This window comes from Mycobacterium sp. Root135 (assembly GCF_001426545.1).
In the GTDB taxonomy this organism is placed as follows: domain Bacteria; phylum Actinomycetota; class Actinomycetes; order Mycobacteriales; family Mycobacteriaceae; genus Mycobacterium.
In genome coordinates, this window is record NZ_LMEZ01000004.1 from 566,225 (window position 1) to 589,696 (window position 23,472).

Here is a 23,472-nt window from a genome sequence, read left to right on the forward strand (position 1 = left end):
TCCACGCACAGGTGACCGTGGAGTTGGCGCACCCTTCCACCGAGCCCCTTGCGTCGCGCTCGCAAACCAGACCAGCGCACCCACGCTGGTGGTTCTTCTGGACCACCCCCGGCCGCATCCTCACGATCGGATTCGTCCTCGCCGCGATGGTCATCGCGTGCGCCTTCGCGACGTCGACCACCATCAACAACCGCCAGCAGGCGCTCACCACCGTGCTCGACCACACCGAGCCGCTGGCGTTCGCGGCCGGTCAGCTCTACACGACCCTGTCGGTCGCCGACGCCGCCGCCGCGACCGCATTCATCTCGGGAGCCGAACCCCGGGCGGTCCGGCAGCGTTACGAGCAGGCCATCACCGATGCGTCCGTCGCGGTGACGCGCGCGTCGAGCGGCCTGACCGACGACGAGATGGTCCGGCTGCTCGGCCGCGTCAACGCCCAACTCGCGGTCTACACCGGCCTCGTCGAGACCGCCCGCACCAACAACCGCGCAGGCAACCCGGTCGGCTCGTCGTACCTGTCGGAGGCCTCGTCGCTCATGCAGACGCAGATCCTCCCCAACGCCCAGCGGTTGTACGAGGAGACGAGCAAACAGGTCGACACCGAGACGACCGCATCGACCAGGATCCCCGCCCCCGTCATCCTGGTGGTGCTCGCGACCCTGATGTTCGGCGCGTTCGCGAACCGGTGGCTGGCCAGGCGCACCCGCAGGCGCGTCAACGTCGGCTTCGTCGCCGGCGGCCTCGCCGTCCTGATCATGATCGTGTGGGTCGGTACCGCGCTGACGATCTCGACCGCGGACAGTCGCAGCGCCAAGAGCACCGCGGCCGAATCCCTCAAGACCGTCACCACCATGGCCATTACCGCGCAGCAGGCGCGCGCGGACGAGACGCTGTCCCTGATCCGCCGCGGCGACGAAGGCGTCCGCAAGCAGTCGTACTACCAGCGCATCGACACGATGCAGCAGCAGCTCGCCGGCTATCTCGGCCGCGACGACGCCATCGACAAGGCCGATCTTGCCGACGCCGAACAACTGCTGAGACGCTGGCGGGCCGCCGACGACCGGATCAACGCCTACATCGCGGTCGGCAACTACCAGGCCGCCACGCAGGTGGCCCTCGGCACCGGCGAGGACGATTCGACGCCGGCCTTCGACAAGCTCGACGCCGCGCTGACGAAGGGCATCGGCGAGAGTCGCCAGCAGCTGCGCAACGACATCGTCAACGCCCGCCGGGTGCTGTCCGGCGCGACGGTCGGCGCGGCGGTGCTGAGCATCATCGCGGCGATCGCGGTGGCGCTGGGGCTGTGGCCGAGGTTGAGTGAGTACCGATGAGCGCTTTCGTGAAGGTCCTGGCGGTACTCGCGGCTGTGACGACGGTCGCCGGGTGCAGTCAGACCGCGCCCGTCGTCAGCGTGCCGAGCGTGACCCTGGCTCCGCCGACGCCCGCGGGCATGCAGGAAGCCCCGCCGGAGCCCGCGCTGCCTCCCGACCCCGACGACGACGGCGACAACTGCACGGCGAGCCTGCGTCCGTTCACCTCGAAGGCCGACGCCGACGACGCCGTCACCAACATCCGCAACCGGGGCAGGCTCATCGTCGGCCTCGACATCGGGAGCAACCTGTTCAGCTTCCGCGACCCGATCACCGGTGAGATCACCGGCTTCGACGTCGACGTCGCGGGCGAAGTGGCCAGGGACATCTTCGGGACGCCCTCGCAGGTCGAATACCGCATCCTGTCGTCCGCCGATCGCATTGCGGCCCTGCAGAACAACCAGGTCGACATCGTCGTCAAGACCATGAGCATCACCTGCGCGCGCAAGGAACTGGTCAACTTCTCCACCGAGTACCTCGCGGCGACCCAGCGCATCCTGGCGCCCCGCGACTCGCCGATCAGCCAAGCCTCCGACCTTGCCGGCAAGCGGGTGTGCGCGGTGTCGGGGACCACGTCGCTCGATCGCGTTCGGCAGGTCAGCCCGCCGCCGGTCATCGTCGAGGTGGTGACGTGGGCCGACTGCCTGGTTGCCCTGCAGCAGCGTCAAGTCGACGCCGTCAGCACGGATGACTCCATCCTCGCCGGGTTGGTGAGCCAGGACCCGTATCTGCACATCGTCGGGCCGTCGATGGCCAAGGAGCCCTACGGAATCGGGATCAACAAGGAGAACACCGGCCTTGTGCGGTTCGTCAACGGAACCCTCGAGCGGATACGTCGCGACGGCACGTGGAACACGTTGTACCGCAAGTGGTTGACGGTGCTCGGCCCGGCGCCCTACCCACCCTCACCGAGGTATGAGTCCGAATGACCGCCCCAGAAGAGGACGAGGCCTACCCGGGCACTCAGCCCGCCGACGCCATGGCCTACGACTCGCTGGCGACCCTGCGGCCGATGGCCACCCAGGCCGTGTTCCGGCCGAACTTCGACGATTCCGACGGCTTCTCGGTGGGCACCGTCGAGACCGATCCATACGAACAGATGACCCAGATGACGCGGCAGTGGTCCCCGATCCGGCGGCTCGGCGGCGGCCTGGTGGAGGTGCCGCGGGTACCGGAACGCGATCCGCTGGAAGCGTTGATGACCGACCCGGTCGTCGCCGAGGTCAAGCGATTCTGCTGGAACTGCGGCAAGCCGGTGGGTCGCTCGACCTCCGACGGCGAAGCCCTGTCCGAGGGTTGGTGCCCGCACTGCGGCAGCCCGTACTCCTTTCTGCCGCAGCTGAGTCCGGGCGACATGGTGGTCGACCAGTACGAGATCAAGGGCTGCATCGCGCACGGCGGTCTCGGCTGGATCTACCTTGCGTTCGACAAGAACGTCAACGACCGGCCGGTGGTCCTCAAGGGCTTGGTCCACTCGGGTGACGCCGAAGCTCAGTCGATCGCGATGGCCGAACGCCAGTTCCTCGCCGAGGTCACTCATCCGGGGATCGTGAAGATCTTCAACTTCGTCGAGCACGACGACAAGAACGGCGACCCCGTCGGATACATCGTGATGGAGTACGTCGGCGGGACGTCGCTCAAACAGGCCAAGGGACACAAGCTTCCGGTCGCCCAGGCCATTGCCTACATGCTCGAGATCCTGCCCGCCCTTGGTTACCTGCACTCCGTCGGCCTGGTCTACAACGACCTCAAGCCCGAGAACATCATGGTCACCGAGGAGCAGCTCAAGCTGATCGACCTCGGCGCGGTGTCGCGGTTGAACTCCTACGGATTCCTCTACGGCACACCGGGATACCAGGCCCCCGAGATCGTCAAGACGGGGCCGACGATGGCCACCGACATCTACACCGTCGGCCGCACCCTGGCCGCCCTGACGCTGGACCTGCGCACCCGCAACGGTCGCTACGACGACGGCTTGCCCGAGGGCGATCCCGTTCTGCTCAAATATGATTCGTTCGGACGTCTGCTGCAGCGGGCCATCGACCCGGATCCACGCCGGAGGTTCGCCAGCGCCGAGGAGATGTCCGGCCAGCTGATCGGCGTGCTGCGTGAAGTGGTCGCCCAGGACTCGGGGATGCCGCGGCCGGGCCTGTCGGCCGTGTTCAGCCCGTCGCGTTCGACGTTCGGCGTCGACCTGCTCGTCGCGCACACCGACGTGTACCTCGACGGTCAGGTGCATTCGGAGAAGCTGACCGCGCAGGAAATCGTCAGGGCACTGCAGGTTCCACTGGTCGACCCCGCCGACGTCGGTGCCGCGGTGTTGTCGGCGACGGTGCTCAGCCAGCCGGTCCAAACCCTGGACTCGCTACGCGCGGCGCGCTATGGCTCGCTGGATTCCGATGGCGGCGTTGACCTTTCCGAGTCCGTCGAGCTCCCGCTCATGGAAGTGCGGGCCCTGCTCGACCTTGGAGACGTGGCCAAGGCCAACCGCAAACTCGAGGATCTCGGCGAGCGGGTGGGGTGGCAATGGCGCCTGGTGTGGTTCCGCGCCGTCGCCGAATTGCTCTCCGCGGACTACGAATCCGCCACCAAGCACTTCACCGAGGTGCTCGACACCCTGCCAGGTGAACTCGCGCCGAAGTTGGCGCTGGCGGCGACTGCCGAGTTGTGCGGGGCGGCGGACGAGCGACGGTTCTACAAGACCGTGTGGAACACCGACAACGGCATCATCTCGGCCGGCTTCGGCCTCGCCCGCACGCAGTCCGCCGACGGCCAACGCGACGACGCGGTCACCACACTCGACCAGGTGCCGCCCACCTCGAGGCACTTCACCACGGCACGGCTTACCAGCGCCGTCACGCTGCTGTCGGGCCGCTCGGGCAGCGAGATCACCGAGCAGCAAATCCGTGATGCCGCACGACGAGTCGAAGTGCTGCCCGACACCGAACCCCGGGTGTTGCAGATCCGCGCTCTGGTGCTGGGCACGGCGATGGACTGGTTGGCCGACAACACCGCGAGCACCAATCACATCCTTGGCTTTCCCTTCACCGAACACGGCCTCCGACTCGGCGTCGAGGCGTCCCTACGTGGTCTGTCGCGCGTCGCGCCGACGCAGGAACACCGTTACGCGCTGGTCGATCTCGCCAACAGCGTGCGCCCGATGAGCACGTTCTAGCCTCGCCGGAAGCGCTGGTTCAATTCAGGATCGGCTTCCCACCACAGGGTGGGTTCGACCACGTCTTCCACGTCTTGGATTTCGGCGTCGACTTCGCGTGCGCGCTTCTTCTCGTGAGTGGACAGCCCCTTGAAGAGGACGGCCAGGAACGGAACGCCGAGGACGTCGCCGACGACCCACAGGACACCCGCGCCGACGGACTGGTCGGTCCTCAGGCTCGGACCCCAATTGCGTTGCAGACCAGCGTAGTAGGACTGGGCGATCAGCGGACCGAGCCACAACACCAGGCCCAGCAGGCCGTCGCCGAGCGATTCGACGACGCTGATGCCGACGGACAGCAGAGGCGGATAGCGCCTCGGCACGGGGTCACTCTGCACCCTGGCGTAGAAATAGCCGAACCCGACCACTACCAACAGGATTCGTGTGGCCGAGCCGATCGCTCCGCCCATCGACGCCACGTACCACGGTGTCAGGTACAGCAGCCACGGTAGGCCGAGCATCGCCGCCGACGTGCACAACGGCGAGGCGGCCACCCGGCACGCCCGCGAGGCCAGCACCTGGTCGAGCCGCCTGCGCCCCTCGTCGGCCAGCGCCGCCCGCAGCGTGGTCACCGGCTTGCCGAGCGCGAGCAGGAAGGGGACGACGAACAACAACGCCAGCACCTGCACGGCCCGCATCCAGAACAGGACGGGTGCGTACACCGCGATCGCACTGGTCGTGCCGACGGCCCACGTGACGAGGCCCGCGGTGAAGCAGTACATGGGGGCGCGTTCGGCGGGTGCCGCGCGGCGACACCAGGCATAGCCGAAGCCGAGAGCGACGATGAGCAGCAGTGCGGCGGGGTCCAGCTGCCACGACTCGACCGCCACCCGGAGGGTCAGCGGAGTCTGGGCGGGCGACGGCACCAGCCGAAGCTATGTCTCGAAGCTGGGAACTAGCCGGTGGCGCTGAATTGTTCACAGGCAGATTCATCCGGCACCAATTAGCACGCACCACCGACATTTCACACCCTTAGCGAGCAGGTTGTCCACAGGTTGCCGTTTATCCACAGGACCGCAGCTCCAGCCTGGTTTCTGTCCAGAGTGCGATCTACAATCGAAACTATGTTCGATTTGCTGTCAGCGTCTGCGGACGGTACCTCAGGTGCCGGTGCGGTGGAGTCGTGGTTACGGGTGGAATCTGCCGCCTGCGCCCGTCGCGTCGCGGCGATGGCCGGCATGCTCCAGGCCGCCTACGCGGTAGACGGGTCCACGGACCGCGACCAGTGGTGCTTGGACAACTGGGACGCCGTAGCCGCCCACATCGGCGCCGCCCAGCGCATCACGCATGGCGCCGCGTCCAACCAACTACTCATCGCCGTGGCACTGCACGAACGGTTCCCACTGGTTGCGGCGGTGTTCGCCGAAGGACTCATCACCCATCAACTGGTCCGGATCGTGGTGCAGCGCGGCGCCTTGGTCGTCGACCCCTCAGCCCTGCACGAACTCGATAAGTTGTTGTCCGAGGCGCTGAGCACCCGGGAGCCGATGTCGGTGGGCACTCTTGAGAAGACCGTGGATGCGTTCGTCGCCCAGGTCGACCCGCAGGCTGTGCACCGGACCGAGACTCGGGCGCGGGGCCGGTCGGTGGACGTCGGGGAGGACGACGGCAGCGGCATGGCCACAGTGTTTGCGACTTTGTTCGCCACCGACGCGAAGGCCTTCGACGCGCGGTTGAGCGCGATCGCCAAGACCGTGTGCCCCGCCGATCCCCGGACCAAGGACCAACGCCNACTTTGTTCGCCACCGACGCGAAGGCCTTCGACGCGCGGTTGAGCGCGATCGCCAAGACCGTGTGCCCCGCCGATCCCCGGACCAAGGACCAACGCCGCGCCGACGCCATCGGAGTCATATCTCACGGGGCTGATCGTCTCGCCTGCCTCTGCGAAAGCGACGACTGCCCCGCCGGGGAGAACCCGCCATCGACCGGAGTCGTCGTCTACGTGATCGCGAGCGCGGACACCCTCGACGAACGGCCCGCGCCCGCTTCACCGCCGCCTGCGCCGACACCCGACGTACCCAGTGAGCCTCCGACGTCTGACGAGCCGAATGAGGCCGCGGCACCGGCGGAGTCAAACGAGCCCACCGCCCTCGACGGCGAACCCCCAGCCCTGTTCACCAAGCCCCTGCGCGAACTGACCCTCACCGAAGCCCTCACCCCCACCCCGGGACGCCTCGCCCAGCTTCGACCCGCCGCCCTGATGGGTGGACAGTTCCTCCCCGGGGCGATCGCCTGCCGCGCCACTGTCGGAGCCACCATCACCGCGATCGTCCACCCCGGGCAAGCCCCACCGGAACCCCGCTACCGCCCCTCTAAGAGGCTGGCCGACTTCGTCCGCTGCCGCGACATGACCTGCCGCTTCCCGGGCTGCCGCGTGCCGGCGACGAATTGTGATGTCGACCATACGATTCCGTGGCCATACGGGCCCACGGCGGCGTCCAACCTGAAGTGTTTATGCCGAAGACACCACTTGCTCAAAACGTTCTGGGGCGGCCAAAGGGGTTGGCGCGACGAGCAACTCGATGACGGCACCATTGTGTGGACCGCACCCGACGGCCGCACGTACGTCACCACACCGGGCAGCCGCCTGCTCTTCCCCGAACTGTCCAAACCCACCGCAAGCGTCCAGGCAAGCGGTGTTCCGGTGAGTCACACCGCCGGGCTGACCATGCCACGCCGCAAGACCACCCGCGCCGAAGACCGCGCCAACCGAATCCAACGCGACCGCGAACTCAACGAGCAGGAGCTAGCCGTCGACGACGCCGGCGCACGCCCTGGCGATGGCCAGCTCCTCGTCGGTGGGGATGACGAGGACCGTCGTGGGTGACGTCTCGAACGAGATCCGCCGGGGTGAGCGCGCCGGGCTGTCGTTGAGATGCTCGTCGAGTTCGATGCCGAGCGGTGCGAGACCGCTGAGCGCATCCCGGCGGACCGCGGCGTCGTTCTCGCCAACCCCGGCGGTGAACGTGATGACGTCGGTGTTGCCGAGCAGCGCCAGATAGGAGCCGATGTACTTGCGCAGCCGGTGAATGTAGACCTCGTAAGCCAATTGGGCATCCGTGTCGCCGGCCTCGATGAGACGGTGCAGCTGCCGGAAGTCGATCTCCCCGCCAAGGCCAAGAACGCCCGATTGCCGGTTGAGCATCGTCTCGATGTCGGCCATGCTCATGCCCGCCGTCCGGTTCAGGTACATGATGACGCCCGGGTCGACGTCGCCAGAGCGGGTGCCCATCACCAACCCCTCCATCGGCGTCAAGCCCATGGACGTGTCCTGCGGCCGGCCGCCCACGATCGCCGACGCCGACGCGCCGTTGCCAAGGTGCAGCACGATCTGGTTGAGCGATTCCAACGGAACACCGAGGAACACCGCCGCCTGCTCGCTGACGTACTGGTGCGACGTGCCATGGAATCCGTAGCGGCGAATGTGCCACTGCGAGGCCACGTCTCGCGGAATGGCGTAGTGCGCGGCGGCGGCGGGCAGATCATGGAAGTACGCCGTGTCGAACACCGCCACGTGCGGCAGATCCGGTAGCACCTTGCGGGCCACCTCGATGCCGACGATCGCCGGCGGGTTGTGCAACGGAGCCAACGGCGCGAGCGTCTCCAGCGTGGCAATCAGCGCGTCGTCGACGACCGTCGGCCGGTACAGGTCTGGCCCGCCGTGCACGACGCGGTGACCGACCGCCACCAACCCCAACGAATCCAGATCAAGCCCGGCCTCGGACAGCTCGTCGAACGCCGCCCGCAGCGCTGCCTCGTGGTCGGCGATCGGTCCGGCGCCGATCCGCTCGACGATGCCGTCGGCCAGCTGACGTCCCGAATCCGGCTCGACCACGGCATATTTCAACGACGACGACCCACAGTTCAGCACCAGCACGGTGCGCGCGGCGCTCACTTGCCCTGCGCCTGGATTGCGGTGATCGCCACGGTGTTGACGATGTCCTCGACGAGCGCGCCCCGCGACAGGTCGTTGACCGGTTTGTTGAGCCCCTGCAGCACCGGCCCGATGGCGATCGCACCCGCGCTGCGCTGTACCGCCTTGTAGGTGTTGTTGCCCGTGTTGAGGTCAGGGAAGATCAGCACCGTCGCCCGGCCCGCCACCTTGGAGTCGGGCATCTTGGTGGCCGCCACCGACGGCTCCACCGCGGCGTCGTACTGGATGGGCCCCTCGACCAACAGGTCGGGTTCCCGGGATCGCACCAATTCGGTTGCCGTCCTTACCTTGTCGACGTCGGCACCCGTACCCGACGTACCCGTCGAGTAGGACAGCATCGCCACCCGGGGCTCGATGCCGAATTGCGCGGCGGTGCGCGCCGACGAGATGGCGATGTCGGCGAGCTGCTCGGCCGTGGGGTCGGGCACGATCGCGCAGTCACCATAGGCCAGCACCTCGTCGGCGAGGCACATCAGGAAGATGCTCGACACCGTCGACACGTCGGGAAGCGTCTTGATGATCTCGAACGCGGGCCGAACCGTATGCGCGGTGGTGTGTTTGGCCCCGGAGACCATACCGTCCACCATACCGTTGTGCACCAGCATCGTGCCGAAGTACGACACGTCGTGAATGGTCTCGCGCGCCTGCTCCACAGTCACACCCTTGCGCTTGCGCAGTTCGGCGTACTGCTCGGCAAACTTGTCGCACAGCTCACTGGTCTGCGGGTCGACCACCGTGGCCGCCGAGAGGTCGACGCCCAATTCCGCTGCGCGGGCCCGGATCGCGGACTCCTCGCCGAGGATGGTCAGGTCGGCCACCGACCGCTGCAGCAGCCGGCCCGCCGCCTTGAGGATGCGGTCGTCGTCACCCTCCGGCAGCACGATCCGCTTGCGGTCCGAGCGTGCCCGGTCCTGCAACTGGTAGGTGAACATCTGGGGCGTCACCACCGACGGCACCGAAATAGACAGCTGCGCAAGTAGATCAGCGGTGTCTACGTAGGTGTCCATCAAGGACAGCGCGGTGTCGATCTTGCGATTCGAGTCGGCCGTCACGCGTCCGCGAGCCGACGCCACGGCCCGCGCGGTGTCGTAGGTTCCGAGCTCAGTGGTGACGACCGGCAGCCGCAGGCCAAGGCCGGATACCAGCGCCGCGATCGACGGGTGCAGTGGCAGGCCACCGTTGAGGATCATGCACGACAGCGACGGAAAGCCTTCTGCCGCATGCGCACTCGCGACGGCCAGCACGACGTCGGAACGGTCACCCGGCGTGATCACCGCCATGCCCTCGCGCAGCCGCTCCAGCACGTGCTCGGCCGTCATCCCCGCGACGAGGACGCCGAGCGCCTCACGGTGCAGCAGGTCTTCGTCACCGCTCATCACCGCGCCATGGACGGCAACCGTCAGCTCCGCGACCGAGGGCGCCACCAGAAGAGGCTCCTCCGGAAGCACGTAGCTCTTCGGGGCGACGCGCTTGAGCGCCTCGGCGACCGCGGTCAGCTCGGCCGGATCGCACCGGTTGGCCACCACCGCGGCGGTGTGGGCGTGCTGGCCTGCGATCTCGGCCAGACACAACTCGACGACGTGGGCGACGTCCTCCGGAGTGCGGTCGGCGGCGCGCACGGCGAGGACGATGGGCGCCCCAAGGTTGACGGCGATCCGCGCGTTGACCGACAACTCGCTCGGCGATGCGACGTCGGTGTAGTCGCTGCCGACGATCAGGACGGCGTCACACCGTTCGGCCACCTGGTGGTAGCGGTCGACGATCTCCGACAGCGCCGAATCGGGGTCGTCGTGCAGCTGCTGATAGCCGACGCCGACGCACTCGCCGTAGCTCAGGCCCGCCGTGGTGTGGGCGATCAGCAGGTCGAGGATGTAGTCGCGATCCTCGCCCATGCGGGTGATCGGGCGGAACACCCCAACCTTGGCGACGGTCGCGGCGAGGCGGTGCAGAATGCCCAGCGCGATCGTCGACTTTCCGGTGTCCCCTTCGGGCGACGCTATGTATATGGCCGAAACACTCGTTGGGGTCACGAGTGCCAGCCTGCCAAATCAGCCGAGCTTCCGCAGCCGCGGCTCCAGGTCGCGCTGGAAGAGCTCCAGGAAGCGGCGCTGGTCGTGGCCCGGGGCGTGGAAGACGAGGTGGTTGAGTCCGTAGTCGACGTAGTCCTTGACCTTGGCGACGGCCTCGTCGGGATCCGACGCGACGATCCAGCGCTTGGCGACCTGCTCGATGGGCAGTTCGTCGGCGGCCTTCTCCATCTCCAGCGGGTCGTGGATGTTGGTCTTCTGCTCGGCGGTCAACGACAGCGGCGCCCAGAAGCGGGTGTTCTCCAGCGCCAGCTCGGGATCGGTGTCGTAGGAGATCTTGATCTCGATCATCCGGTCGATGGCGTCGGGGGCCTTTCCAGCGGCCTCCTCGCCTTCCTTCACCGCGGGGATGAGCTTGTCCTTGTAGAGCTCCTCGCCCTTGCCGGAGGTGCAGATGAACCCGTCACCCGCGCGGCCCGCGTACTTGGCCACCTGGGGCCCGCCGGCGGCGATGTAGATCGGGATGCCACCCTCGGGGACGTCGTAGATGGACGCGCCCTTGGTCTTGTAGTACTCACCCTCGAAGTCGACGCGGTCGCCAAGCCACAGCTCGCGCATGAGGCGGACGGATTCACGCAGCCGCGCGTAGCGCTCCTTGAACTCCGGCCACTCGCCCTCGAAGCCGGTGGCGATCTCGTTGAGCGACTCGCCGGTGCCAACGCCGAGGAAGATCCGGTCGGGGTACAGACATCCCATCGTGGCGAACGCCTGCGCGATCACCGCCGGGTTGTAGCGGAAGGTCGGCGTCAGCACCGAGGTGCCGAGCACTAGCCGCTTGGTGCGCTCGCCGACGGCCGTCATCCACGCCAGCGAGAACGGCGCGTGCCCGCCCTCGTGGCGCCACGGCTGGAAGTGATCACTGACAGTCGCGCTGTCCATGCCGTGCGCCTCGGCCTCAACGGCCAGCTCGACGAGTTCCCGCGGGGCGAACTGTTCCGCCGACGCCTTGTATCCCAACTTGAGTTCAGCCACGCTTCTTTTCTACTCCTGGGGCCGACGGGATATTCCACCCGTCTCGATACACTCCTCACATGGCGGCCCTAACAGCCATCACCGACTCCGTGCACTTCGCCCAGACCGACCTGGTCAACTGGACGCTGGTCACCGATGGCAGTGGTGTCGTAATCATCGATGCTGGCTTCCCAGGTCAACGCGACGAAGTCCTCGACTCGGTGCGTCAGCTTGGCTTCGACGTCGACGACATTCACGCGATCCTGCTCACCCACGCCCACGTCGACCATTTCGGCTCAGCCATTTGGTTTGCGAAAACCCATGGGACGCCGGTGTTTTGCCACGCCAGCGAGGTGGGACACGCCCATCGCGACTACCTCGAGCAGGTGTCGCCGATCGCGCTGGCGGCCAAGGCCTGGCAGCCGAAGTATCTGAAGTGGTCCTTCGACATCACCCGCGTCGGCGCACTGACGCGCGCCGCCATCCCCACCGCGCACGCCCTCACCGACGAGGTGGCAGCGGCACTGCCCGGAACGCCGACGGTCATCGCGACGCCCGGCCACACCGGCGGGCACTGCTCGTATCTGGTTGACGGCGTGCTCGTCAGCGGGGACGCTCTCGTCACCGGACACCCGGTGTCGTCGCACCGCGGCCCGCAACTGCTTCCCGGTCTGTTCAACCACGATCAGGCCGCCTGCGTCCGCAGCCTCTCGGCGTTGGAAGTGCTGGACGCCGAGGTGCTGCTGCCGGGTCACGGGCCGGCCTGGCGGGGTTCGGTCCGCGAGGCGGCGAAGCTAGCAGCCGCGGCGGCCGCTAGCTAAGTAAGCAGTTCGTACCCGAGCAAGAAGATTCCGGTCAGCAGGAAGCCGCACCCAAGCACGATCGTCGGCATGAGGATCGTCTGGTCGAGTTCCTCTGGGTCGCGCGCGTCCGAGGCGACGGGCCCGTAGAGGGCGCTGCCGACCGACGACTCCCGAAACCTGCTCAGCGCCCGGCCGACTCGCTCGTTGGGCCGCTTGCCGACGTGGGAGCGCAGCCCCACCCCTGCGACGAAGGTCAACAGGCCCGCGGCCATGATCAGCCAGCCCACGATCAGCTCAGAGAGCATCCTTCGAGCGTAGCCGCCCCTACAACCCCCACCGCGTGGCGATCAGCTCGTGGGACCGCAGCCGGTCGGCGTGGCGGTGGGTGACGGAGGTGATCACCAGTTCGTCGGCACCGCTGAGCCGTTGCAACGCGTCGAGACGATGGGCAACCTGATCGGGGTCGCCGACGAATTGCGTTGCGGTGCGATCCTTGACCACGTCCAGCTGCTCGGTCGTCAGGGGTTGCGTGGATGCCGGGTCGGGGTACGGCACGGCGCCGTCGCCCGCACGGATGGCGTAGACCCACTGTCCGTAAGACGACGCGAGTTGTTCGGCGGTGGCGGTGTCGTCGGCCACCACGACGTCGGCGGACACCACGACGTAGGGCTCCCGAAGAGCGGCCGACGGTTGGAAGTTCTCGCGGTAGACGTCGACGGCCTCGAGCGCCGTCGCCGGCGTGATGTGGTAGCTCGCGACGAACGGGAGACCGAACTTCGCAGCCACCCTTGCACTCTGGCCCTTGCTGCTGCCGAACACCCACGGCCGCAACGCAGCTCCCTCCCCCGGCACGGCGTGCACCTCGACGCCGTCGACGCGGTAGGTGCCGTCGACCATGGCGAGGATGTCGGCGACCTGGTCGGCGAAGTCCGGGGCGTTGGCTTCGGGCTGCTGCAACACCGACATTCGGGCCCGCAGGCGCGGGTTGCGCATCATGGCGCTCAGGTCGAACGGCGTCGGGACGACGACGCCGTCGACCTCCTGCCAGACCCGGGGAGCCTTCGCCGGCCCGGCAGGCATCGTCGCGGTGATCTCCTCCCGGCGGCGTTGGCCGGAACGCCCCACCCCGAGGTCGACGCGACCGGGGTACAGCGCGTCGAGGATGCCGAAGCTCTCCACCACCGCAACGGCCGTGGTGTAGCCGAGCTGGACGGCGGCCGCACCGACCTGGATGCGCTCGGTGGCCGCGGCCAATTGGCCGATAAGCACCGCGGGCGACGAACTCGCCACGGAGACGAAGTGGTGCTCGGCGAGCCAGTACCGGCGATAGCCCCAGCGTTCGGCGTGCTGAGCGAGGTCGACGGTGTTGCGCAGCGCAGTGGCGGCGTCGCCGCCCTCGCTGATCGGCGCGAGGTCGAGGATGGACAGCGGCACGGTCACGGCTGCAGCTCCTTCGCGAAGGCAATCGGGTAGACGTCGCCGTCGGCAGGCAGCGGTTCGGTGAGTCTGGTGTAGCCGGCGGCCAGGTAGAGGGCCTCGGCCTCGGGCTGGCGGTCGCCGGTGGTCAGGTAGACGCGGCGGTAGCCACGCTCGACGATCGCGGCCTCGAGCTCGACGAGCAGCACCCGTCCCAAACCGCGGCGACGATGCCCGCTGTCGGTCCAAATGCGCTTGAGTTCGGCGGTGTGCTCGTCGAAGCGGCAGAACGCGCCGCCCGTCACGGGGGTGCCGTCGACCAGCCCGATCAGCATGCCGCCCGTTGGCGCTGCGAACTGGGCCGCCGGGAAGCCGCGCAGCCACGAGGTCACCGTCGCGGGTGTGCCGCCGTAGCGGGTGGAGTACTCGACGGCGAGTTCAGCCATCAGCGGCTCGGCCAGCGCGTCGTCCTGGCCGACGGTGACGAATCGCAGTCCGTCGACGGTGGGCAGAGTCATCACCTTCATGTCTACCGCCAACTGGCCGCCCGCATTCCGCGCCGCGGCCATCAGCTCGTGCTGATCGAAAGAACTCCCTCTTGGGATCCAAACTTGACACGTGTAAAGTTTTTCCGCATGGACAACATCAGGGGCAGAACCGTCGCCATCACCGGAGCCGCCCGCGGCATCGGACACGCCACCGCCAAGGCTCTTCTCAACCGCGGCGCGCGGGTGGTCATCGGAGACCGCGACGTCGCGGTGCTCGAATCGGCAGTAACCGGCTTGGCAAAGTACGGCCAGGTCACCGGCTATCCCCTCGACGTGACCGACCGGGAATCATTCGAAATGTTCCTCGACAAGGCACGCACCGACGGCGACGGCCACATCGACGTCCTGATCAACAACGCGGGCGTCATGCCCGTCGGCCCGTTCCTCGAGCAGTCCGAGCAGTCGATCCGCTCCTCCATCGAGGTCAACTTCTACGGCGTGCTCACCGGCTGCCAGCTGGTGCTGCCCGAAATGGTGCGCCGCCGCCGCGGACACGTCGTCAACATCGCGTCGATGGCAGGCATGGTCGCGGTACCCGGCCAGGTCGTCTACGCCGGAACCAAGTTCGCCGTCGTCGGCCTCACCACCGCGATGGCCGACGAGTTCGCGCCGCAGGGCGTCGAGGTCACCTGCATCCTGCCGACGTTCACCAACACCGAACTGATCTCGGGCACCAAGAACACCGGCGCGCAGAAGCCGGTCGAACCCGAGGACATCGCGGCGGCCATCGTGAAGTCACTCGACAAGCCGAAGACCCACGTCTCGGTGCCAGGCCCGCTGCGCTTCGTCGGCGCCGTCACCTCGATGCTCGGACCGCGCGGCAGGCGTTGGCTGTCCAAGCAGATGGGCAACGACCACGTCTTCCTGCAGTTCGACACCACGGCGCGCAAGGCCTACGAGGACCGCGCGCAGGCTGCGGTCGGCGTGCTCGAGAAGTCGGACTAGCCCGCGCGGACTAGAAGAGCGGCTCGGTCACGTAGACGTTCAGCGGGCGCACCAGCAGTTCCGACGCCACCGGCGTGAACCGGAAGAACGAGTAGTCGATCGAGCACGTCGGCCGACACGTCTCGATGCTGAACTGGCCCAACATGTCTCGCTGCCACGGCAGCCGAGCCCGATGTGCCCGAGCCCGCTCGATTTCGCAGACGAACGGCTCCCAGTCGAAGGCGTCGAGCAGCTCGCTCCAGCCACCCGCGAGCGGGTAGACGGTGTCGGCGAGCAGGTATCCGTGGAACACCTGCTCCTCGTCGATGGTCGGCGGACTCGCCACGTCGGCGGTCTGCAGGAACCAGCTGGCCGAGTCGGCGACGGCGTCACCGTGAACCATGCGGCTCAGCGTCATGACGACGCTCAGCTCGGCGCGTGCCTCGTCCTCCGATTCGTACACCCGGGGAACCTCGATAGAGTCGGAGGCGCCGGCGAAGCGATCCGGTGTCCCGCGCAGGTAGTACACCAGATGATCCGAGCCCGACATGGGACGAGAGTACGTGCGGCGACCGACAGACTCAGCCCGTCCGGTGACCCTCGAACTCGTCGAGGCGGGCGAACAGCTCGTCGACGGTGAGCGCCACGTCGCCGTCATCCTCACCGGAACCGACGAGGATCACGTGCGGCTCGTCGGGATCGGTCAGCCAGATCCTGGTCACCGGCTCGACCGACTCGTCGGCATCGTCCTCGGCCGCTGACGGCGGGTAGTACCAGGTGACGAAGTCGTCGGTCGAGAAGTCGTGGTCGAATTCCCAACCGCGCGGGATGATCTCGTTCGCGATGCGCGCGACTCCCTTGATCTCGGCGTGCATCTCGTCTGGCAGCCACCTGTCGTTGCGCGTGACGGCCCGCTTCTTGCGGCGTGCCTTCTTGGCCGCAGTCGCACGCGACACCTAGCTCAGCGCCCGATCCAGGTCCGCGATGAGATCCTCGGTGCCCTCCAGCCCGATGGACACCCGCACCACCGCGTCACCGAGGCCGATCGCCGCCCGACCCTCCGGGCCCATCGCACGGTGCGTCGTCGTGGCGGGGTGGGTGATCAACGACTTGGCGTCGCCCAGATTGTTAGAAATGTCGATCACCTGAAGCTTGTCGAGCACGTCGAACGCACTCTGCTTGGTGCCGCCGGCCAACTCGAACGTCACCACGGTGCCGCCGCCGCGCATCTGACGCTTGGCAAGGTCGTACTGCGGATGGCTTTCCAGGAACGGGTACTTCACCCACGACACCGCCGAGTGGTCCTGTAGGAATTCCGCGACCCGCTGCGCCGAGGCGTTCGAGTGGTTCACCCGCACCGCCATCGTCTCGAGACCCTTGAGCATGGTCCACGCGTTGAACGCACTGATGGCAGGGCCGGTGTGGCGCATCAGCTTCTGCACCGGCCCGTCGACGAACTCCTTGTCCCCCAGGATCGCCCCACCGAGCACCCGGCCCTGACCGTCGATGTGCTTGGTGCCGGAGTACACGACGACGTCGGCACCAAGCGGCATGCCCTGCTGCAGTAGTGGCGTCGCGAAGACGTTGTCCAGCACCACCTTTGCGCCCGCCGCGTGGGCGAGGTCGGAGACCGCGGCGATGTCGACCAGCGACTGCATCGGGTTGGACGGCGTCTCGAAGAACACCGCCTGAGTGGGGACCGAAAGCGCCTCCTCCCACTGCGCGAGGTCCTCGCCGTCCACGAAGACGACCTCGACACCCCAGCGCGGCAGGATCTCGCTGCACACCACGAAGCACGAACCGAACAGGCTGCGCGCGGCGACCAGTCGATCGCCGGCACCGAGAAGGGCACCGAGGGCGGTGAAGACCGCCGCCATGCCCGTTGCCGTCGCGAACGCCGCAGGCGCATCCTCGATCAGCCGAAGGCGCTCCTCGAACATCGAGATAGTCGGGTTGCCGTAGCGCGAGTAGACATACCGGTCGATCTCGCCGGTGAACGCCTTCTCCGCGTCGGCGGCCGTGGCGTAGACGTAACCCGACGTCAGGTACAGGGCCTCGGAGGTCTCCTCGAAGTTGGACCGCAGCAGGCCGCCACGAACCCCGATGGTCTCCTGGCTGACACCGTCGGGCAACGCCTTGGGGATGCGGACGCTTGGCACTGGTTCTGTCATGACTGCCTCCAGGGCAGGCCGACGGCCTTCCAGCCGGTAGCGCCGCGATGGCCCGCCTCGTCGAGGTTGCCCTCGAACCCGTCGAGCACGTTGAAGGACGGCGCCATCCCCGCCCCGGTGGCGGCCTCCGCCGCACCGATGGAGCGATTCCCGGAACGACACAGGAAGACCACCGGACGCTCACCGGGAGTCACCCCGGCGGAGACCAGATCGTCGACGAAGCGGTCGTTGTGCGAACCGTCGGAGCGATTCCACTCGACGTAGACGACGTCGCGGCGCAGCGACGACGTATCGGGCACGCCGACGAAGCGCCACTCGGCCTCGGTGCGACAGTCGACCAGCACGGCCTCGGGATCGTCCGCCAACAGCTTCCACGCCTCTTCAGGGGTGATGTCTCCCGCATAACTCACGACCGCGAGTGTCCCATATCTAGTCGGTGCAAACCTTCCAGGCTCCGTCCTCCTGGACGAAGCCCACCTCGCCGGGAGTCTTCGTCTCGGCGGTCTTGTCGAAGTGATAGGTGACCGTGGCCGACGCGCGCGCACCGTCGACGGTGATGTCGGTGACGTCGTCGAGGTAGCGCTCACCATGCTTGGCCACCGAATCCCGTTGGCGCGCCAGGAAGTCCGCCTCGGCCCCCTGCTTCGCGCGACAGGTGAAGTCACGGAACTTGCCGTAGTCCTGGCGTTGCATCGCGTCGTTCTGCCCGACGGCCGCCTTCGCCACCTGGTCCCCCGGCGTCGTGGTGTCCGATCCGAACACGTTGAACAAGACGATTCCGAGGATGACGAGCGCGAAGATCGCCAACCCACCGAGGAACGGGGCAAGAGTCGGACGGTCGGGCTCGGGTTCCGGCTCGCTCACGACCCGAGTCCGTGCACGACGGTGGACACCCGGTGTGCCCGGTCGCGGGCCCGGACCACGTCGGGGGCCGTCGCGATGGCGGCCGACGTCGTCGCGAGCAGTCGGACGTCGCTCTCCGGCACGTCGAGGGCTTCCTTCAGTGCGCCCGCTGGGACGTCGCGACGAGCGCCGGTCCTGGCGGCTGCCGGAGAAATCATGATCGTGTCGAGGGACAACCCGAGGATGGCCCTGGCGTGCAACTCGTACTGCGAAAGCCGTTGCGAGCGAAGGGTTACCAGCCCGACCTCGGACGGTTGGGCGTCGACCGTGGTGAAGTACACCTCGTCGCCGTGCACCAGCAATTCGACGGCGAACACTCCGCGGCCGCCAAGCGAGTGGACGATGCGGGCCGCGATGGAACGCGCGGCGTCCAGCGCGGCGAGCGACAACCGCTGCGGCTGCCACGTCTCCAGCGGTTGGCCGTCGCTCCTGCGATGCCCGATCGGTTCACAGAACTGCACCGCGGGCCCGGACGGCTCGGTGGTGCGCACGGTCAGCAGCGTGACCTCTTCGTCGACCTCGACGACGGTCTCGGCCATCACCCGATTGGGCGGCGTCGGCAGCGCCGCGGCCGCAAGCTGCCAGGCCGCGTCCACGTCGTCGGCCCGCGTCACCACCGACTGCCCGTCGGTCACGGTGCCGAACAGCGGGGTGACCACCAGGGGAAAGCCGGCGTGGTCTGCCACCGCCGCCAGTTCCTCGGCCGAGGACGCGAACCAGAACGGCACGGTCGGAAGGCCCAGCTCGTCGCCGGCCAGCTTGCGAAGCCCCTCGCGATCGGCGCCGAGACGGGTGGCGCGCGGCGTCGGGAACACCTCGACCGACTCGCGTTCGGCCGCGGCGATGAGCACCGCGGCTGACACCTCGTGGGACACGGCGACGACGTAGTCCGGCTGGTGTTCGTCGAGCAGGGCGGTCATCGCGTCGGCGTCGGCGCACTCGTCGATTCGGACGGCGGCGACCCCGAGGCGTTCGAAGGCCAGCGCCAACTCGGGACCCGTGTCCCCACTGCCGAGGAGCAGGACCGTCGTGGAGGGTCGCTCGGTGCTTTCAGTCATCGCCTGTCACCCTGCCAGACGCTCAGCCGAGCCGGATGTCGACGTAGCACCACCGCCAGTTCTCCCCCGGCTCCACCGACCGCATGACCGGGTGCTCGGTCTCGTGGAAATGCCGGTTGGCATGCTTGTGCGGGCTCGAGTCGCAGCAGCCGACGTGCCCACAAGACAGGCACATCCGGAGGTGCGCCCAGGTACTCTCACCGAGTTCTTCGCATTCTTGGCAGAAGCCCGGCGTCTGAGGTTCCGGCTCGGCAGCGTCGACGGCCTCGGCCAAGTGCTCGCACGTCGACGGGGCCGGCGGGGAATTCACGTCGCGCTGTCGCGTTCTCCTCCGCATGCCGTCAAGAATAGGGCGGCCCCAGTCGGGTCATGGACAGAAGGGGTTGGCAGCGTGGGTGGAGCCTCATTGCTCGCGGTGCTCGTGGCGTCGGTGGTACTCGCCGGGATCGCGCGCCGATACGACGTCTCGGGACCCTTGGCGCTGGTGGTCGCCGGCCTGCTGGCCGGCTTGATTCCCGGCGTCGACGGCATCGAACTGGAACCGGACCTGGTGCTGTTCGTCATCCTGCCGCCCCTGCTGTGGTCGGCGGGCCTGGAGAGCAGCTACGTCGCGATGCGCAAGAACACCCGCAGGATCGGCCTGCTGGCGGTCGGGCTGCCCCTGGTGACCACCTTCGCCGTCGGCATCGTCGCGTATCACACGGTGCCCGAGTTGACCCTCGCCGCGGCGCTGACCCTCGGCGCCATCGTCGCGCCGCCCGACGCGGTGTCCGCAACGGCAATCGGTCGCAGGCTCGGTCTGCCGCGCCAGATCATGACGCTGCTCGGCGGCGAGAGCCTGCTCAACGACGCGACGGCGCTGACCGCCTACAAGGTCGCCCTCGCGGCGGCGATCGGCACCGCGAGCAGCTGGGGCACGCCGGTGTTCACCTTCGCCCTCGCCGCGGTCGGTGGCACCGTCATCGGTCTGGCCACGGGCTCGCTCATCGTCTACGTCAGGACCTGGCTCGGCGACTCGTTGGTGGAGAGCGCCATCGGCCTCGTCGCACCGTTCTTCATCTACCTGCTCGCCGAGGAAGTCCACGGTTCCGGCGTGATCGCCGTGGTCGTGGCGGCGCTGATCCTCGGCCAGCGCTCGACGAAGGCCAGCTACGCCACCCGCCTGCAGGACACCGCGGTCTGGAAGACGCTGCAGTTCGTCCTCGAGTCGTTCGCCTTCCTGCTGATCGGACTGCAGCTCCCCACGGTGGTCGCCGAGCTGAAGGGCATTTCCGCCCAGGTTCTGGCGATCGCCTCGGCGGCGGTGCTGGCGACGGTGATCGGCGTCCGGATCGTCTGGGTGTTCCTGATGGCGTACGTGCCGCGCAAGCTGTCGCGCCGCATCAGGGAGAACGAGGAGGCGCCAACCAAGTCCCAGGTGTTCATCGTCGCCTGGGCGGGGATGCGCGGCGTGGTGTCGCTGGCCGCCGCGTTCGCCGTCCCCGTCACCACGCTGTCGGGCGAGGAGTTCCCGGGCCGGCCGCAGCTGGTGTTCCTCACCTTCGTGGTCGTCGTCGGCACGCTGCTGCTGCACGGGCTGACCCTGCCGTGGATCATCAAGGTGCTCGACGTGCCCGGCGACGACGCCCATCAGGACGCCCTCGCCGAGGCCGCCGCCCAGACCAAGGCGGCCCAGGCCGCGGCCGACCGGCTCGACGAGATCATGGCCCATCAGCGCCCCGACACCGACGTCCCCGAACGCGCCGCCACGATCCTGCGCCACTGGAACGACCGTCGCAGCAACGCCGCGTGGGAGCAGTTGGGGCGCAGCGACGACGAGATCGGCGAGGGCCCCGCGGCGGCGTTCCGGCGGTTGCGCCTCGAGATGCTCAGAGCCGAGCGGGAGACGTTCATCGCCGAGCGCGACGCCGGCCGGATCGACGACGAAGTGCTCAGGTCGGTGCTGCGGGGGCTCGACCTCGAGGAAGCGACGCTCGACCGCGACTAGGCGAACGCGTCGGTACCGTCGATGTCATGACCACATCGGCTCCCTCGTTGCCCCCCGTGCACATGCGCCGCGACGCGTTCGACCCCACGCCCGAGCTGGGTGAAATCCGCCGGGGCGCCGGCGTCGAGCGGGTGGTCAACGCGCTGGGCGTGCCGGTGTACCTGGTCACCAGGCACGATGACGTCAAGCGGGTGCTTTCCGACCACGAGTACTTCTCCAACTCACGGCCGCCGGGCTTCGTGGTTCCCGGGGCTCCGGTGATGTCCGACGAGGAGGTGGCGAGCACCAGGGCGGGCAACCTGCTCGGCCTCGACCCGCCGGAACACCAACGGCTGCGCCGCATGCTGACACCCGAGTTCACCATCCGCCGGATCAAGCGGCTGGAGCCCAGGATCACCGACATCGTCACCGAACACCTCGACGCGATGGAGGCCGCCGGGTCGCCGGTCGACCTCGTCGAGAACTTCGCCCTGCCGATCCCGTCACTGGTCATCTGCGAGTTGCTCGGCGTGCCGTATGAAGACCGAGCCGACTTCCAGGCCCGCTCGGTGCGCCAGCTCGACCTGTCACTGCCGATCCCCGAGCGACTCGAGATGCAACGCCAGGGCCGCGCCTACATGCAGTCCCTGGTGACGCGTGCCCGCAACAATCCCGGCGACGACATCCTCGGCATGCTGGTCCGCGAGCACGGCGACGAACTCACCGACGACGAGCTCATCGGCATCGCCAGCCTGCTGCTGCTCGCCGGCCACGAGACGACCTCGAACATGCTCGGGTTGGGCACCCTCGCGCTGCTGCGGAACCCCGACCAATTGGCCGCCGTGCGCGACGATCCCGACGCCGTCGGCCCGGCCGTCGAGGAAATGCTGAGGTGGCTGTCGATCGTGCACACCTCGATTCCCAGGGTCACCACGACCGACGTCGAGGTCAACGGGGTGACGATCCCCGAGGGCCAGCTGGTCTTCGCCTCGTTGCCGTCGGCCAACCGGGATCCGGAATTCACCGATGCGCCAGACGCTTTCGACATTCACCGCGGCGCAGCGGGTCACCTCGCCTTCGGCCACGGCGTGCACCACTGCCTCGGCGCACCGCTCGCGCGGATGGAGATGCGGATTGCCTGGCCCGCACTGTTCCGTCGCTTCCCGAAGCTCGCGCTGGCCGAGGACTTCGACGACGTCCAATTCCGCTCGTTCCACTTCATCTACGGCCTGCGCTCGCTGGCCGTCAGTTTCTAGGAGGTCGACGACGTGAAACTCGAAGCCAACCGCGACGCCTGCATTTCGTCGGGCAACTGCGTGATGACCTCGGAAGCGCTGTTCGACCAGGACGACGACGGCGTCGTGGTGCTCCTCGCCGAGGACGTGCCGGAAGCCGAGGAGGACCACGCCCGCGAAGCGGTCGACATCTGCCCGGCGTCAGCGCTCCGGCTGGTGTGAGTCCCGCCGGGCCAGGACGAACAGGCTGACCACCATCACCCACGCCGGGAAGGCCAGCGCGATCCACATGCTGACGTCCGCGGAGACCAGCACGGCCGCCACCACGGCGTAGGTCGTCATCACCAACCAGCGCGGCATCAGGCCCGTCTTCAACCAGATGGTGGCCAACGACATCATGAACACCGCCGCCATCCGCAGCGCGTAGGTCTTGGTCAACGTCATCATCAGCACCTGGCCGAAGGCGACGACCTCGGCGTGGGCGGCCGCATCGGCGGTGAAGGAATGGCCAGTCGACAACGCCACCCCGACCGCACCGGCCGCGAACGTCATCGCCAGGAACAGCAGACCGCTTCCGATGAACACCGACGAGAAGAACTTGTCCTCGTAGCGGCCGAAGCCGTCGCGCACCACCCCGATGAACCACAGGAACGTGACGCCGGAGAAGGGCAGCAGAAGGGCCGCGACGTGGATCTTGCCCCGCCCCGATTCGATCCACGAGGTACCGATCTCGGGGTGCTCGGGCAGCGACGTGCGGATCAGGATCAGCGCAGCGCCGAACAGCAGCGCGAACAACACGCCCGCCACCGCCGCCGCGCGTGGGGTCGACAGCTTGCGCAGGTGTCGCGGGGTTTGCTCGTCGGTCACCGCGTCATGGTGACACGCGCATGCT

At 67.9% G+C, this 23,472-nt stretch carries 25 protein-coding genes; 10 read left to right on the forward strand and 15 right to left on the reverse strand.

Annotation, left to right across the window (positions count from 1 at the left end; translation table 11 throughout):
* Positions 1-11 precede the first annotated feature (11 nt).
* Genes glnX through ASD37_RS10450 form a run of 3 tightly spaced genes read left to right on the forward strand, consistent with a single transcriptional unit; the run spans position 12 to position 4,545 of the window.
* Positions 12-1,331 (forward strand): protein kinase G-activating protein GlnX, encoded by a 1,320-nt coding sequence (gene glnX, locus ASD37_RS10440; RefSeq protein ID WP_056550864.1) that lies wholly within the window; start codon positions 12-14, stop codon positions 1,329-1,331.
* Positions 1,328-2,299, forward strand: coding sequence for a glutamate ABC transporter substrate-binding protein (locus tag ASD37_RS10445; RefSeq protein WP_056550865.1), 972 nt, complete (start codon positions 1,328-1,330; stop codon positions 2,297-2,299). Before glnX ends, ASD37_RS10445 begins: the two co-directional genes overlap by 4 nt.
* The gene (locus tag ASD37_RS10450; protein WP_056550866.1) at positions 2,296-4,545 is read left to right on the forward strand and encodes a serine/threonine-protein kinase PknG; all 2,250 of its coding nucleotides are present in this window, start codon (positions 2,296-2,298) and stop codon (positions 4,543-4,545) included. The genes ASD37_RS10445 and ASD37_RS10450 overlap by 4 nt, the downstream gene beginning before the upstream one ends.
* On the opposite strand, the gene ASD37_RS10455 is transcribed toward ASD37_RS10450, so the two are convergent.
* The gene (locus ASD37_RS10455; protein ID WP_156720823.1) at positions 4,542-5,450 is read right to left on the reverse strand and encodes a cytochrome c oxidase assembly protein; all 909 of its coding nucleotides are present in this window, start codon (positions 5,448-5,450) and stop codon (positions 4,542-4,544) included. The genes ASD37_RS10450 and ASD37_RS10455 overlap by 4 nt on opposite strands.
* A 198-nt stretch (positions 5,451-5,648) precedes the next feature.
* Here ASD37_RS10455 and ASD37_RS32675 point away from each other — a divergent pair.
* Both ASD37_RS32675 and ASD37_RS32680 read left to right on the forward strand, forming a co-directional pair.
* Positions 5,649-6,315 (forward strand): DUF222 domain-containing protein (locus ASD37_RS32675; RefSeq protein WP_370072675.1); only part of this gene is annotated, 667 nt, incomplete at its 3' end.
* 4 nt (positions 6,316-6,319) lie between these two features.
* A complete protein-coding gene (locus tag ASD37_RS32680; protein ID WP_056550869.1) occupies positions 6,320-7,411 on the forward strand; it encodes an HNH endonuclease signature motif containing protein in 1,092 nt (363 codons plus the stop codon).
* Here the strand turns inward: ASD37_RS32680 and ASD37_RS10470 are convergent.
* The 3 genes from ASD37_RS10470 to fgd are packed head-to-tail and all read right to left on the reverse strand — an operon-like array spanning position 7,331 to position 11,577.
* Positions 7,331-8,479 (reverse strand): acetate kinase, encoded by a 1,149-nt coding sequence (locus tag ASD37_RS10470; protein ID WP_056550870.1) that lies wholly within the window; start codon positions 8,477-8,479, stop codon positions 7,331-7,333. The genes ASD37_RS32680 and ASD37_RS10470 overlap by 81 nt on opposite strands.
* A complete protein-coding gene (gene pta, locus ASD37_RS10475) occupies positions 8,476-10,548 on the reverse strand; it encodes a phosphate acetyltransferase (RefSeq protein ID WP_056550871.1) in 2,073 nt (690 codons plus the stop codon). Before pta ends, ASD37_RS10470 begins: the two co-directional genes overlap by 4 nt.
* An 18-nt stretch (positions 10,549-10,566) precedes the next feature.
* Positions 10,567-11,577, reverse strand: a complete 1,011-nt coding sequence (gene fgd, locus ASD37_RS10480) for a glucose-6-phosphate dehydrogenase (coenzyme-F420) (RefSeq protein ID WP_056550872.1) — start codon at positions 11,575-11,577, stop codon at positions 10,567-10,569.
* Positions 11,578-11,636: 59 nt separating this feature from the next.
* Here fgd and ASD37_RS10485 point away from each other — a divergent pair, with 59 nt between their 5' ends.
* Positions 11,637-12,377, forward strand: coding sequence for an MBL fold metallo-hydrolase (locus ASD37_RS10485; protein WP_056550873.1), 741 nt, complete (start codon positions 11,637-11,639; stop codon positions 12,375-12,377).
* Here ASD37_RS10485 and ASD37_RS10490 read toward each other — a convergent pair.
* Genes ASD37_RS10490 through ASD37_RS10500 form a run of 3 tightly spaced genes read right to left on the reverse strand, consistent with a single transcriptional unit; the run spans position 12,374 to position 14,293 of the window.
* The gene (locus ASD37_RS10490; protein WP_056550874.1) at positions 12,374-12,664 is read right to left on the reverse strand and encodes a hypothetical protein; all 291 of its coding nucleotides are present in this window, start codon (positions 12,662-12,664) and stop codon (positions 12,374-12,376) included. The genes ASD37_RS10485 and ASD37_RS10490 overlap by 4 nt on opposite strands.
* A gap of 19 nt (positions 12,665-12,683) precedes the next feature.
* Positions 12,684-13,799: an LLM class flavin-dependent oxidoreductase gene (locus ASD37_RS10495; RefSeq protein WP_056550875.1), complete on the reverse strand. Its 1,116-nt coding sequence runs from the start codon at positions 13,797-13,799 to the stop codon at positions 12,684-12,686.
* On the reverse strand, positions 13,796-14,293 hold the full coding sequence (locus tag ASD37_RS10500) for a GNAT family N-acetyltransferase (RefSeq protein ID WP_056551061.1): 498 nt from the start codon (positions 14,291-14,293) through the stop codon (positions 13,796-13,798). Before ASD37_RS10500 ends, ASD37_RS10495 begins: the two co-directional genes overlap by 4 nt.
* 117 nt (positions 14,294-14,410) lie before the next feature.
* Between ASD37_RS10500 and ASD37_RS10505 the strand changes: the two genes are divergently transcribed.
* Positions 14,411-15,268, forward strand: coding sequence for an SDR family oxidoreductase (locus ASD37_RS10505; protein WP_056550876.1), 858 nt, complete (start codon positions 14,411-14,413; stop codon positions 15,266-15,268).
* A 10-nt stretch (positions 15,269-15,278) separates the two neighbouring features.
* Here the strand turns inward: ASD37_RS10505 and ASD37_RS10510 are convergent, their stop codons facing one another.
* Genes ASD37_RS10510 through ASD37_RS10540 form a run of 7 tightly spaced genes read right to left on the reverse strand, consistent with a single transcriptional unit; the run spans position 15,279 to position 19,716 of the window.
* Positions 15,279-15,797, reverse strand: coding sequence for a hypothetical protein (locus tag ASD37_RS10510; protein WP_056550877.1), 519 nt, complete (start codon positions 15,795-15,797; stop codon positions 15,279-15,281).
* A 31-nt stretch (positions 15,798-15,828) separates the two neighbouring features.
* On the reverse strand, positions 15,829-16,203 hold the full coding sequence (locus ASD37_RS10515) for a hypothetical protein (protein WP_056550878.1): 375 nt from the start codon (positions 16,201-16,203) through the stop codon (positions 15,829-15,831).
* Positions 16,204-17,418, reverse strand: coding sequence for an O-succinylhomoserine sulfhydrylase (locus ASD37_RS10520; RefSeq protein ID WP_056550879.1), 1,215 nt, complete (start codon positions 17,416-17,418; stop codon positions 16,204-16,206).
* Positions 17,415-17,828 carry a rhodanese-like domain-containing protein gene (locus ASD37_RS10525; protein WP_056550880.1) on the reverse strand — a complete coding sequence of 138 codons (414 nt, stop codon included), beginning with the start codon at positions 17,826-17,828 and terminating at the stop codon, positions 17,415-17,417. Before ASD37_RS10525 ends, ASD37_RS10520 begins: the two co-directional genes overlap by 4 nt.
* 19 nt (positions 17,829-17,847) lie before the next feature.
* Positions 17,848-18,282, reverse strand: a complete 435-nt coding sequence (locus tag ASD37_RS10530; RefSeq protein ID WP_056550881.1) for a hypothetical protein — start codon at positions 18,280-18,282, stop codon at positions 17,848-17,850.
* Positions 18,279-19,379 carry an ATP-grasp domain-containing protein gene (locus ASD37_RS10535; RefSeq protein ID WP_056550882.1) on the reverse strand — a complete coding sequence of 367 codons (1,101 nt, stop codon included), beginning with the start codon at positions 19,377-19,379 and terminating at the stop codon, positions 18,279-18,281. The genes ASD37_RS10530 and ASD37_RS10535 overlap by 4 nt, the downstream gene beginning before the upstream one ends.
* A gap of 22 nt (positions 19,380-19,401) precedes the next feature.
* A complete protein-coding gene (locus ASD37_RS10540; RefSeq protein WP_056550883.1) occupies positions 19,402-19,716 on the reverse strand; it encodes a UBP-type zinc finger domain-containing protein in 315 nt (104 codons plus the stop codon).
* Positions 19,717-19,770: 54 nt separating this feature from the next.
* Between ASD37_RS10540 and ASD37_RS10545 the strand changes: the two genes are divergently transcribed.
* From ASD37_RS10545 to ASD37_RS10555, 3 genes are read left to right on the forward strand one after another with little or no spacing between them, the layout of a single operon-like run.
* Positions 19,771-21,366, forward strand: a complete 1,596-nt coding sequence (locus ASD37_RS10545) for a Na+/H+ antiporter (RefSeq protein WP_056550884.1) — start codon at positions 19,771-19,773, stop codon at positions 21,364-21,366.
* 26 nt (positions 21,367-21,392) lie between these two features.
* Entirely contained in the window at positions 21,393-22,601 is a 1,209-nt protein-coding gene (locus ASD37_RS10550) for a cytochrome P450 (RefSeq protein ID WP_056550885.1), read from the forward strand.
* Positions 22,602-22,613: 12 nt separating this feature from the next.
* Positions 22,614-22,802, forward strand: coding sequence for a ferredoxin (locus tag ASD37_RS10555; RefSeq protein WP_056550886.1), 189 nt, complete (start codon positions 22,614-22,616; stop codon positions 22,800-22,802).
* Here ASD37_RS10555 and ASD37_RS10560 read toward each other — a convergent pair.
* Positions 22,782-23,447, reverse strand: coding sequence for a hypothetical protein (locus ASD37_RS10560; protein WP_235568052.1), 666 nt, complete (start codon positions 23,445-23,447; stop codon positions 22,782-22,784). The genes ASD37_RS10555 and ASD37_RS10560 overlap by 21 nt on opposite strands.
* Between the last annotated feature and the right edge of the window lie 25 nt (positions 23,448-23,472).

What these genes read in the sequence shown, in the direction of transcription:
- ASD37_RS10520 (WP_056550879.1), bottom strand. Translation starts at nt 17,418, where the DNA reads ATGACAGAACCAGTGCCAAGCGTCCGCATCCCCAAGGCGTTGCCCGAC.
- ASD37_RS10510 (WP_056550877.1), bottom strand. Translation starts at nt 15,797, where the DNA reads ATGTCGGGCTCGGATCATCTGGTGTACTACCTGCGCGGGACACCGGAT.
- ASD37_RS10550 (WP_056550885.1), top strand. Translation starts at nt 21,393, where the DNA reads ATGACCACATCGGCTCCCTCGTTGCCCCCCGTGCACATGCGCCGCGAC.
- ASD37_RS10540 (WP_056550883.1), bottom strand. Translation starts at nt 19,716, where the DNA reads ATGCGGAGGAGAACGCGACAGCGCGACGTGAATTCCCCGCCGGCCCCG.
- ASD37_RS10500 (WP_056551061.1), bottom strand. Translation starts at nt 14,293, where the DNA reads ATGACTCTGCCCACCGTCGACGGACTGCGATTCGTCACCGTCGGCCAG.
- ASD37_RS10505 (WP_056550876.1), top strand. Translation starts at nt 14,411, where the DNA reads ATGGACAACATCAGGGGCAGAACCGTCGCCATCACCGGAGCCGCCCGC.
- ASD37_RS10450 (WP_056550866.1), top strand. Translation starts at nt 2,296, where the DNA reads ATGACCGCCCCAGAAGAGGACGAGGCCTACCCGGGCACTCAGCCCGCC.
- ASD37_RS10445 (WP_056550865.1), top strand. Translation starts at nt 1,328, where the DNA reads ATGAGCGCTTTCGTGAAGGTCCTGGCGGTACTCGCGGCTGTGACGACG.
- ASD37_RS10535 (WP_056550882.1), bottom strand. Translation starts at nt 19,379, where the DNA reads ATGACTGAAAGCACCGAGCGACCCTCCACGACGGTCCTGCTCCTCGGC.
- ASD37_RS10485 (WP_056550873.1), top strand. Translation starts at nt 11,637, where the DNA reads ATGGCGGCCCTAACAGCCATCACCGACTCCGTGCACTTCGCCCAGACC.
- ASD37_RS10490 (WP_056550874.1), bottom strand. Translation starts at nt 12,664, where the DNA reads ATGCTCTCTGAGCTGATCGTGGGCTGGCTGATCATGGCCGCGGGCCTG.